5 protein-coding genes are annotated in these 11,674 nt (G+C 70.1%); 4 read left to right on the plus strand and 1 reads right to left on the minus strand.

Annotated features, from left to right (window positions below; genetic code table 11):
• Positions 1–132 precede the first annotated feature (132 nt).
• Positions 133–1,800 (plus strand): IS4 family transposase, encoded by a 1,668-nt coding sequence (locus tag D457_RS33325; RefSeq protein ID WP_017583379.1) that lies wholly within the window; start codon positions 133–135, stop codon positions 1,798–1,800.
• Positions 1,801–2,773: 973 nt separating this feature from the next.
• Here D457_RS33325 and D457_RS0124805 read toward each other — a convergent pair.
• Positions 2,774–5,122, minus strand: coding sequence for a RecQ family ATP-dependent DNA helicase (locus tag D457_RS0124805; RefSeq protein ID WP_239646214.1), 2,349 nt, complete (start codon positions 5,120–5,122; stop codon positions 2,774–2,776).
• 301 nt (positions 5,123–5,423) lie between these two features.
• Here D457_RS0124805 and D457_RS0124810 point away from each other — a divergent pair, with 301 nt between their 5' ends.
• The 3 genes from D457_RS0124810 (at position 5,424) to D457_RS0124820 (ending at position 11,673) form a co-directional block, all read left to right on the plus strand.
• Positions 5,424–8,342, plus strand: coding sequence for a glycosyl hydrolase (locus tag D457_RS0124810; RefSeq protein ID WP_017583381.1), 2,919 nt, complete (start codon positions 5,424–5,426; stop codon positions 8,340–8,342).
• Between the two features lie 214 nt (positions 8,343–8,556).
• Positions 8,557–11,052: a DNA gyrase/topoisomerase IV subunit A gene (locus tag D457_RS0124815; protein WP_017583382.1), complete on the plus strand. Its 2,496-nt coding sequence runs from the start codon at positions 8,557–8,559 to the stop codon at positions 11,050–11,052.
• A 90-nt stretch (positions 11,053–11,142) separates the two neighbouring features.
• Complete coding sequence (locus D457_RS0124820; protein WP_017583383.1) at positions 11,143–11,673, plus strand: beta-class carbonic anhydrase; 531 nt, start codon at positions 11,143–11,145, stop codon at positions 11,671–11,673.
• The last annotated feature ends 1 nt before the right edge of the window (position 11,674 follow it).

Below are 11,674 nucleotides of genomic sequence, written 5' to 3' on the forward strand. Positions count from 1 at the left end.
CAATGCCGTTTAGTTAGCGCTTCAGGCCAGATGTCAAGCCTGTAACACCACCCGCAACCACCCAGCACAAAGAACGGGACCTCCGATAGAAGCAGGAAATCGACCAAGATCCACCTGCGCCCGGAGGCCCCGTTGCCCGACCAGTATGCCACCACCACAACCTCTGCCACCCGCACGATCACCGTGGCCGCTGGAATCTACGCCCCCGGCCACCTGGGCGAGCTCACCCGCTACCTCCCCTTCGACCTCATCGACGCCGCCCTGGAACACACCCGCACCCAGCAACAACGACTACGCCGCCTGCCCTCACGGGTCGGCGTCTACTTCGTGCTCGCCCTCACCCTGTTCCCCCACCTGGGATACGCCCGCGTCTGGGACACCCTCGTCGCAGGCCTGCACGGCCTACCCGTGCCCCGCCCCAGCCAATCCGCCCTCAGCCACCTACGCCGACGTTTGGGAGCCGGCCCGTTCAAAACCCTCTTCGAGACCCTCGCGGTTCCTTTGGCCCAACCCGCGATCCCCGGCACCCGCTACCGGCACTGGCGCACCGTGGCCTTTGACGCCTGCCACTCGATCAAAGCCCCTGACAGCGAACGCAACCTCACCTGGCTCCGCAAAATCCACTACCAGCAAGGCGTGGAAGGCTACCCCCGCCTGCAGATCACCACCCTGTGCGAGACCGGCACCCGCTCCCTGCTGGGCGCCACCCTGACCCGCGCCCCCAGCGGCGAACCCGACCAGGCCCGCACCCTGCTCGACCGGCTCACCCCCCAGATGCTGGTCCTGGCCGACCAGGCCTACCAAGGCAACACCTTCCTGGGCGAGCTCGCCACCACCGGAGCCCAACTCCTGATCCGTTTGCACCCACGCCGCCGCCCCCGGGTGGAAACCCTGCTACCGGACGGCTCCTACCTCACCCACCTGGACGGGCTCAAACTCCGCGTCATCGAAGCCCGCATCACCGCCACCACCCAGGACGGGCAGCAGGCCAGGGGCGTGTACCGGCTGGCCACCACCCTGCTCGACCACCGCACCGACCCCGCCCCACAGCTGCTGGCCCTCTACCACGAACGCTGGGAGATCGAATCGGCCTTCTACTCCCTACGACACACCCTGCTGAACCGTCGCGTGTTGCGCTCCCAGGACCCGGCCGGCCTGGAGCAGGAGGTGTGGGCCCTGTTGGCGCTCTACCAAGCGCTGCGCATGGCCATGGTCGAGGCGGTGGAGTCCCGGCCGGGCACCCACGCCGATCGGGCTGGGTTCACCACTGCCCTGAACACCGCCCGATGTCAGGTCATCACTGCCCAGCAGGTGCTGCCCGACGATGACGATCCCGGCCGGGGCGGAAGCATCGTTCAGGCGGTGTTGGACAACCTGCTCCCGGCCCGCCGTGCTCGGATCAGCTCGCGCAAGGTCAAGTGTCCTCAGTTGCGTTACGGCTACGCCGATCCCGAGCGGCCGCTCGCCACCCACCAGGTGCAGAAAGTGGAGTTGGAGATCTTGGCCCCTGCGCCTGGGGCCGTGGTGGGCCCCAAACAGTCCGCAGCTCAACCGCTGGCACCTGGAATCCGCCCTGGTGGGTCCAAGGAGCGCACGATGCGCCTGTTGGGTTCTGGTCCAGACCGAGGTTGGAGCCCGATCGAGGTGGCTCGGGCTTTGGGTTATCCCCATTACCGGAGTCTGGCCACGCAGATGGGCGTGTGGGTCCAGGAAGGGTTCCTGCAACGGATCGCTCGAGGCCGTTACACCCTGGCGCCACGGTGGGCGAGTTCGGGGTTGACAGCTCAGCCTGTCCCTTAACTAAACGGCATTGCGCTTCGCGCGGTGGGGGAGCTCCACCTTGACCCGCTTCGCTGCGCCGGCGGTTGGCGGCTATCGGGAAACGGGGCAGGAGTGGTCCGGGGTGGCCAACGGGCCCCCAAAGGGGCCCAACAGCAACAACCTCGGCCTTCGGCCGGTCCTCTCCCCACCCCGGAGCCCAACGCCTGAACGTGTCGCGGCCGGTCAAGGAGGGCGACGAACGGCGGCATCGACGGCAGCAGGTTCCTCACCTCTACGCGGACTGGCGGGCCGTGTCGCGGCCGGTCACCCGTGCCAGCGAACACCACCAGCGGCCTGCCAGGCCCCCAGGCCCGGTTTCGGCCCCTGTTTCAAAGATGATCTTGCTACCAGAAGCGAAATCAGCGCCGAACTTGCTTCTGGTAGCAAGATCACCGGGGGTGAGGGGGTTTCGGAAGCAGCGGACAACCCCAGGCGCGGGTTACGGACACCCCGGCTTCCCCAGAGCTGACACCACAGCGCTGAACCCCATCCTCACCACCGCGTATCCGATGGCACGCATGACCGGCCGCGACACGCGATCCGATCTGCGCAGGCCTGGGTAGACCGGGGCCTTCGCTGCCGCTTTTCCGTCCGGGCGAATGACCGGCCGCGACACGTTCAACCGGTGGGCTCAGGGCTGGGGAAGGCACCGGCCGAAGGCCGAGGTCGTTGCCGTTGCTGTTGGGCCCGTTGGGCCCCTTTGGGGGCCCGTCTACCACCCCGACCCCACCTCCCCCGTTTCCCGACAGCCGCCAACCGCCGTCGCAGCGAAGCGGGTCAAGGTGGAGCGCCCCCACCGCGCGAAGCGCTCCGACGGCGACGACCTTGACGCGCGCAGCGCAGACGGCAACCATCGAGCGACGGGAAACGGGGACCGCACACACAGCCCGGACCCCGGCCCGGATTCGCTGACAGCATCCATGTGAAGTGTGGCGGCCCCGCCGTGTGCGCGTCAGCCGCCGATGGTAGCCAGGGTGAGGGGTAGGACCTGCGGGGCGCCCGCTCTGCGGAGCAGGGCGGCGCCGACGGTCAGGCTCCATCCGGTGTCGGCGAGGTCGTCCACCAGCAGGACCGGGCCCGGACGCTGTCCCTGGAGCTCGGCCAGCCGGGCCTCCAGGTCCGCACCGGCCACCAGTTCCGAATACACCTGGCCCAGGCGCATGGCGCTGTTGTGACGGCGCGGGCCCGGTCCGTTCCCGCTCCGGTAGGAAAGCGAGCCGAGCGGGGTCAGGCGGCCGAGTTCGGCGATGCGCGCGGCGAGGTCGCCGACCAGGGTCGGCCGGGTGAGAGAGGGCATCGCGACCACGCCGACCGGGCGGTTCTCCCATCCCCAGGCTGCCAGCACGCGCACCACGCCCTGAAGGAGCCGCTCGTCCACGGGGGCGTCCGGTGCGTCCTCGGCGAGGACGCGGCGCAGTTCGGTGCCCCAGCCGACGTCGGTGAGGCGGGCCAGGGCACGCCCCTCCCCCGCACGCAGGTTCTCCGGGATCTTGCCGGACAGGTTCACCCCGAGGGTGTTCATGCCGGTGGGCCACTGGCGGCGCGGGGTGATGGGGGTGCCCGGCCGGTCCAGGTGGTCGGCGGCGGCCTTGCGGCGCCCGGAGTCGACCTCGGTGGACCAGTAGCGGCCGGTGCACACGTCACAGCGCCCGCAGGCCACCGCCTCGGGGTCGTCCAGCTGCTGGCGGAGGAACTCCATCCGGCAGGTGTCGGCGGCGATGTAGTCGAGCATGGCGCGCTGTTCGCGCTCGCGGGCCGCGCTGACGGCGGCGTAGCGTTCGGCGTCGTAGGTCCAGGGCCGGCCGGTGGCGCTCCAGCCGCCGCGCACCCGGCGCACCGCCCCGTCCACGTCCAGCACCTTGAGCATCTGCTCCAGGCGGGTGCGGCGCAGGTCCACCCGGGTCTCCAGGTTGGCGGTGGACAGGGGTTTGTCGGCCTCGGCCAGGGCCTGGAGGGTCTGGCGGACGGTGTCCTCCGGCGGGAAGGACAGCCCCGCGAAGTACTCCCAGATCTGCACGTCCTCCCGGCCGGGCAGGAGCACCACTTCTGCCCGCTCCACACCGCGGCCCGCGCGGCCGACCTGCTGGTAGTAGGAGATCGGGGACTGCGGGGCGCCCAGGTGGATGACGAAGCCCAGGTCCGGTTTGTCAAAGCCCATGCCCAGGGCGCTGGTAGCCACGAGTGCCTTGACCCGGTTGCCGAGCAGGGCGTCCTCGGCCAGTCTGCGCTCGTCGGGGTCGGTCTGCCCGGTGTAGGGCAGCACCTCCAGGCCCTGTTCACCGAGGAAGCGGGCGGTCTCCAGGGCTGCGCTGACGGTGAGCGTGTACACGATGCCCGAACCCGGGATCTCGGGCAGGTGTTCGGCCAGCCAGCTGAGCCGGGCGGTGGGGTCGGGCAGTTCGGCCACGCCCAGGCTGAGGCTCTCGCGTTCCAGGCTGCCGCGCAGGACCAGGGTGTCGGCGCGGTCGGCCCCGGCCTGAAGCTGTTCGGCAACGTCGTGGGTGACGCGTTCGTTAGCGGTGGCGGTGGTGGCCAGGACTGGGACCCCGTCGGGCAGGTCGTGCAGCAGGGAGCGGATGCGGCGGTAGTCCGGGCGGAAGTCGTGGCCCCAGTCGGAGACGCAGTGGGCCTCGTCGATGACGACCAGGCCCGCCCCGGCGGCAAGTTTGGGCAGGACGCGGTCGCGGAACTCGGGGTTGTTGAGCCGCTCGGGGCTGACCAGGAGTACGTCCACCAGGCCCTGGGAGACCTCGGCGTAGGTGGATTCCCAGGCGGTGGTGTTGGAGCTGTTGATGGTGCGGGCGCGGATGCCCGCGCGCTCGGCGGCGGCGATCTGGTTGCGCATCAGCGCCAGCAGCGGGGAGACGATGACGGTGGGGCCCGCACCCTCGGCGCGGCGCAGGGCGGTGGCCACGAAGTAGACCGCCGACTTGCCCCAGCCGGTGCGCTGCACGACCAGGGCCCGCCGCCGGTCCGCGACCAGGGCGTGGATGGCGGTCCACTGATCCTCGCGCAGGCGTGCGGACTCCCCGGCGAGGGCGCGCAGGTGCTCCTCGGCGCGTTCGCGCAAGTGATCCCGGGTGCCTTCGCGCGCAGGTCCGCCGGGCCGGACAGCCGGGGTTTCGGCCGTCGGATCGGCCGCAGGTCCGTTGGCGGACTCCGGGGAGCCGGTGGGGTCTGCGGGGCCTGTGGAGGCTGTGGCACCGGGGGCGGGGTTCGCGGGATCGGGCGCGGGGGCCTCGGGGTCGGTGGCGGCTGCTGTGTCCGGGGCGGGGACGTCGGGCGGGATGGGTGTGGCCATGAAACCTTGGTACCAGAGGTGACGGGGGTCGGTGCGGTTATCCACAGACCCTCCCTGCCTGCGGTACAAGAACGGCGGAGCGTCCCGCGGGCACCCATAGCCCCCGGTGGAACACGAATACGGTTCGGCACCCGGTTCCACTTTCTCCCCCAAGGCCATCTCGGTAACAGAATGGAAACTTTCCAGATATGTGCCATTGCGCTCTCGCGAAGTCGCCTGAACACTCAGCGTCAAAGCTCACATTTCATGGGAGCGCTCCCGAATGTGAGTAGTTCACCTGAAGACTCATGAAGGGCAAGCGATGGCACAACCACGAGGCCGCCCCTCCCCCGCTCCGACCCCCCACGGGTCCCCACAAGCAGACCCCGGGCACGCACGCCCCCGGACCCGCACCGCCCTGGGCCTGCTCGCCACCGCCTCCGCCCTGGTGGTCGGCGGTGCGACCCTGGCGGTCACCGGTACCGGCACGGGCGCTGTCCCGGCCTCCGCCGACAGTTCCGCCGAGGTGCCGATCGGCTCGGGCAGCTACACCACCACCCGCCCCGCAGGCACCTCCGGCCCTTCCGACCTCAACGGTGCCCCGGTCTCCCCGAAGGTGACCGACGACCACACCGGCCCGGCTCCCACCAACGAGTGGTGGTCTTCGCTGATCTTCCAGCGCTACCCCGACAACCCGCATGGCGAGAACCTCTTCGCCCACCCCCTGAGCTTCAACCCCCACTCGGGCGGGCTCGACATGGGCTACCCCGACTCCCACCGGCTCGTGGGCAACGATCTCAAGTACGAGTACACCGCCGTCACCGACCTCACCCTCGGCGCCGCCGGACTGGACTCCCCCGACACCCGCACCGCCGACAGCGGCGACTGGACGGTCACCGCGCACTGGGAGGGCGGCGGGGCCCAGCTGCGCGTCACCATCGGCCAGGGCCTGCCCTTCGCCTACGCCGAGACCGGAGGTGCCGCCGCCGAGGTGACCTTCCAAAGCTCCCCCGACATCTGGCACGAGGACGGCTCCACCGTCGGCGCCACCGTCAACGGCCGCCACTATGCCCTCTTCTCGCCCTCGGGCTCCCCCTGGACCGTCTCCGGTGACACGCTCACCGCCGACACCGGGGACGACGGGTACTACTCGGCGGCCGTCCTGCCCTCGCCCGAGGACCTGAACGCCTTCGCCCCCTACGCCCACTCCCACGTCACCGGCTCCCTCGTGGAGTACGACTACGACGAGTCCGCGGCCACCCTCACCAGCACCTACCAGCTCCAGACCGAGGCCAGGGAGGGCGAGGAGACCGGCACCCTCACCGCGCTCTACCCCCACCAGTGGGCACATGTCAGCGGCGATCTCACCGACCTCGCCTACGCCTCGCCGCGCGGTGAGATGCGGGTGTCCGAGGGCACCTCCTTCACCACCGAGCTCACCACCCAGGGCATCATGCCCAGCCTGCCCACTGTCGACAGCGCCGACCACGACCGGATGGCCGCCCTGATCGACGAGGTCCTCGCCGGGGAGGAGCTCTTCCCCGAGCCCGGTGACACCTACTGGGACGGCAAGGCTATGGGCCGTCTGGCCCAGCTGATCCCCGTCGCCGACTCCATCGGCCACACCGAGGCCCGCGACGAACTCCTGTCGCTGGTCCAGGGCCGTCTGGAGGACTGGCTGACCGCGGGCGGGACCCGCCAGTTCCACTACGACACCGAGTGGGGCACCATGCTCGGCTACCCCGACAGCTTCGGGGCCGCCACCGAGCTCAACGACCACGACTTCCACTACGGCTACTTCGTCTCGGCCGCCGCCGTTGTCGCCCGCTACGATCGCGACTGGGCCGATGAGGACGCCTGGGGCGGCATGATCCGCCTGCTCATCCAGGACGTGGCCGGAACCGACCCCGACGGCGACATGTTCCCGCGCCTGCGCTCCTTCTCCCCCTACGCCGGGCACGGCTGGGCCTCCGGCCACGCCGGGTTCGCCGCGGGCAACAACCAGGAGTCCTCCTCCGAGGGCATGCACTTCGCCGCCGCCACCGCCCACTTCGGCGCGCTGACCGGCGACGAGGAGCTGCGCGACCTCGGCGTGTACCTGCACACCACCCAGGCCTCCACCGTCGCCCGCTACTGGCAGAACGCGGGCGGGGACACCTTCCCGGAGGACTACCCCGAGGACGTCGTCGGCATGGTCTGGGGCGACGGCGGCGACTACCGCATCTGGTGGGACGGCGGCCACGAGGAGCACTACGGCATCAACTACCTGCCCATCACCGCAGGCTCGCTGTACCTGGGACACGACCCCGAGCACGCCGGTGCGATGTACGAGTCACTCGTGGCCAAGCTCGGCGGGGAGCCCGAGATCTGGCGGGACATCCACTGGGCGCACCGTGCGCTCTCCGACGGCGAGGACGCCCTGCGGATGTTCGAGGAGCAGTGGGACACCTACGAGCCCGAGGCGGGCGGCTCCAAGCCGCACACCTACCAGTGGGTCTCCACCCTCGCCGAGGTCGGCACCGTGGACGTGTCCGTGACCGCGGACACCGCCCACTACGCGGTGTTCGACAACGGCGCTGAACGCGCCTACACGGCCTTCAACCCGGGCTCGGCACCGCTCACGGTCACCTTCTCCGACGGCACAACGCTCCAGGTCGAGCCGGGATCCCTGGGCTCCACCGTGGGAGAGGGCGGCGGAGGCGACCCCGGCAACGGGGACGACCCGGACCCCGGACCCGGACCGGGTGAGGGCAACGTGGGCGAGGGCGCCCTCCACCTGACGGGCACGGCGCTCTCCACCAGCCCGAGCGGCACCGAGAGCACGATCACGGTGCCGGACGCGAGCGGGCAGAACCACGACGGCACCCCGCCTTCGAACAGCGTGGTGCTCGAAGTCGAGGACCTCACCGGGTCCTTCACCGGCGGCTCCACGTCCTTCGCCCTGCCGGTGGACTCCGGAAACGGGATCGGCAACGCCGTTCAGGTGCGGGTCTCCTTCGACTTCGACGGTGACGGCTCACACGACCGGGAGGAGATCTACCACTACTTCGCCACCGACGACCTGCCCGGCTGGGAGAACTACACCCAGGCTCAGGGAGTGAGTTCCAGCGACGGATCATTCGCGGACCTGGACGGCGGATCCGTGCGCGTGGAGATCTGGAGCGCCCTGGGCGGCCAGGCCTCACAGGTCCGCGTCGGCGGCCAGGAGGGCGCCACACTGGGCATTCCCTTCACCGACTGACCGTCAGCGCGTCCACGCGCCCCCGCTTCCTCCCCTTGGGCGGGGCCGCCTCCGAGCGGCCCCGCCACCGCTCGGAGGCGTTCTTCCCCGTCTGGCCACGGGGAGGAAAACCCTCCCCACAGACCGTGCGAAACCCCCCAGTCGCACGACTCACACACGCCCAACCACGCGCCCCCGTACGTTTCAGTCTCTGGCACAGGCCAGAATTACGGACATGGCCCGTACTACTTCCCGTCCCCCCGAGGATCTCGCCGAGAAGATCATCGACATCGACGTCTCCGAGGAGATGCGCGGCAGCTTCCTGGAGTACGCGTACTCGGTGATCTACCAACGCGCGCTGCCCGACGCGCGTGACGGTATGAAACCGGTCCAACGGCGCATCCTCTACCAGATGAACGAGATGGGCCTGCGGCCCGACCGCGGGCACGTCAAGTGCGCCCGTGTCGTCGGGGAGGTGATGGGTCGGCTCCACCCCCACGGCGACTCCGCCATCTACGACGCCCTGGTGCGGCTGAGTCAGTCCTTCGCCATGCGCGTGCCCCTGGTCGACGGCCACGGCAACTTCGGTTCGCTGGGCGGCGACGACGCGCCCGCGGCCATGCGCTACACCGAGGCCCGTCTGGACAGCGCCGCCGAGCTGCTCGTGTCCTCCATCGAAGAGGACGTCGTCGATTTCAAGCCCAACTACGACGGCCAGGAGACCGAACCCGAGGTCCTTCCCGCGGCCTTCCCCAACCTCCTGGTCAACGGCGCCTCCGGCATCGCCGTGGGCATGGCCACCAACATGGCCCCGCACAACCTGGGCGAGGTCATCGCGGCCGCCCGCCACCTGATCGCCAACCCCGAGGCCACCCTGGAGGAGCTCACCGAGTTCGTCCCCGGCCCCGACCTGCCCACCGGCGGCAGCATCGTCGGCCTCGACGGCATCCGCGACGCCTACCGCAAGGGCCGCGGCACCTTCAAGACCCGCGCCACCGTCGCCATCGAGAAGGTCTCCGCGCGCCGCACCGGCCTGGTCATCACCGAGCTGCCCTACAGCGTCGGCCCCGAGAAGGTCATCAGCCGCATCAAGGAGCTGGTGCAGTCCAAGAAGCTCCAGGGCATCTCGGACCTGAAGGACCTGACCGACCGCAACCAGGGCCTGCGCCTGGTCATCGAGCTCAAGAACGGCTTCAACCCCGAGGCGGTCCTGGAGGAGCTCTACCGGCTCACGCCGATGGAGGAGTCCTTCGGCATCAACAACGTGGCCCTGGTCGACGGCCAGCCGCAGACCCTGGGCCTGCGCGAGCTGCTCGAGGTCTACGTCAACCACCGCCTCGAGGTGGTCCGCCGCCGCAGCGAGCACCGCCGCAAGAAGCGCCAGGAGCGTCTGCACCTGGTCGCCGGGCTGCTCGTCGCTCTGCTCGACATCGACCGCGTCATCGCGCTCATCCGCGAGGCCGACGACACCGCCATGGCCCGTGAGTCCCTCATGGCCGCCTACGAGCTGTCCGAGATCCAGGCGCGCTACATCCTCGACACCCCGCTGCGCCGGCTGACCCGCTTCGACCGGCTGGAGCTGGAGACCGAGCGGGACAAGCTCAACCAGGAGATCGAGGAGCTCACTTCCATCCTGGAGTCGGACAAGAAGCTGCGCCGGGTGGTCTCCAAGGAGCTCAACGACGTCTCCAAAAAGTTCGCCACCCCGCGCCGCACCCAGCTGCGCGAGGCCGACGGCGCGGCCCGCGCCGCGGTGATCCCGCTGGAAATGGCCGACCAGCCCTGCCACGTGCTGCTGGGCGTGGACGGCCGCATCGCCCGGACCAAGGGCGCGACCCCGCCGCGCGTGTACGCGGGCCTGCGCGCCCCGCACGACGCGATCGAGGTTTCGATCCCGACCACCTCGCGCTCGGACATCGGGTTCGTCACCGACCTGGGCCGGATGATCCGCGTCCCAGTGGTGGAGCTGCCCGAACTCCCCGAGGACGGCGAGGGCGAACCGGAACGCCCGCCCCTGGCCTCGGGGTTGGACGTGGGTGAGTTCGTCCAGCTCGACGAGGGTGAGCGCGTGGTGTCGGTGGTGTCCATGAACGCCACGGGCCCCGGATTCGCCGTGGGCACCGTGGGCGGTGTGGTCAAGCGCGTCGCACCAGACTTCCCGCCCAACAAGGACGACTTCGAGATCATCACGCTCAAGGACGAGGACCGGGTGATCGGCGTCACCCAGCTGTCCACCGGCGAGGAGGACCTGGTCTTCGTCACCTCCGAGGCGCAGCTGCTGCGCTTCTCGGCCGCCACCACCCGCCCGCAGGGCCGCCAGGCGGGCGGTGTAGCGGGGGTGCGCCTGTCCGACGAGGCCCGCGTGCTGTGGTTCGGCGCGGTCTCCAGTCCCGAGGACTCGGTCGTGGTGACCGTCTCGGGCAGCAGCAGCGCCCTGGAGGGCACGCAGTCCGGATCGGCCAAGGTCACCCCGTTCGCCGCCTACCCGTCAAAGGGCCGGGCCACCGGCGGTGTACGCTGCCACCGCTACCTGAAGGGCGAGGACACCCTGCTGTTCGCGTGGGTGGGACGCGCCCCGGCCCGCGCTTCGCGGGCCGACGGCAAGCAGGTCCGGCTGCCGGACCTGACCGAGCGCAGGGACGGCTCGGGGGAGGCTCTGACGAGTCCCATCGCCACGGTCGGTAGCGGCCAGACCGACTCCGGGATCACCGCTCCCGGGTCGGGCGCCTGAGTTTCGCGCAACATGCCGTGCACACGGGTGTGCTTACCTGTGTGCACGGCATCGCCGCGCACCCGAGACAGACATAGGGAGTTACACGAAGTGAGCGCTAGCACCGACGCCACCCCTCCCCCAGGGCCTTTCAACGACGTCTTCGGCGCCAACGCCGCGTACATCGAGGACTTCTCACTCGGCGGTCTCAAGCCGCTGGCGGCACGCGGCCTCGCCCTGGTGACCTGTATGGACTCCAGGATCGAACCGCTGGACATGCTCGGCCTGAAGCCGGGTGACGCGAAGATCCTGCGGAACGCGGGCGCCCGGGTCACCGACGACACCCTGCGCACCCTGGTCCTGGCCGTGTACCTGCTGGGGGTCGAACGCGTGTTGGTCCTGCCGCACACCCGCTGCAAGATGGCATCGGTGGAGAACGACGACGCCGTGCACGACCTCATCATGAGCGAGTACGGGGTGGACACCCGCAGCCTGGAGTTCCACACCGACAACGACCAGTTGGGCGCGCTCAAGCACGACCTGGAGCGCATCAGGCACCACCCGCTGCTGCCCAAGGGCCTGCCGGTGGCCGGTGCGATCTACGACGTGGACAGCGGGAAGGTCACCCCGGCCGGCCTCTGAT

This window comes from Nocardiopsis valliformis DSM 45023 (genome assembly GCF_000340985.1).
GTDB lineage: Bacteria > Actinomycetota > Actinomycetes > Streptosporangiales > Streptosporangiaceae > Nocardiopsis > Nocardiopsis exhalans.

Bases quoted from the DNA above. Each gene is read 5' to 3' on its own strand.
- D457_RS0124815 (WP_017583382.1), top strand. From the start codon at position 8,557: ATGGCCCGTACTACTTCCCGTCCCCCCGAGGATCTCGCCGAGAAGATC.
- D457_RS0124810 (WP_017583381.1), top strand. From the start codon at position 5,424: ATGGCACAACCACGAGGCCGCCCCTCCCCCGCTCCGACCCCCCACGGG.
- D457_RS0124805 (WP_239646214.1), bottom strand. From the start codon at position 5,122: ATGGCCACACCCATCCCGCCCGACGTCCCCGCCCCGGACACAGCAGCC.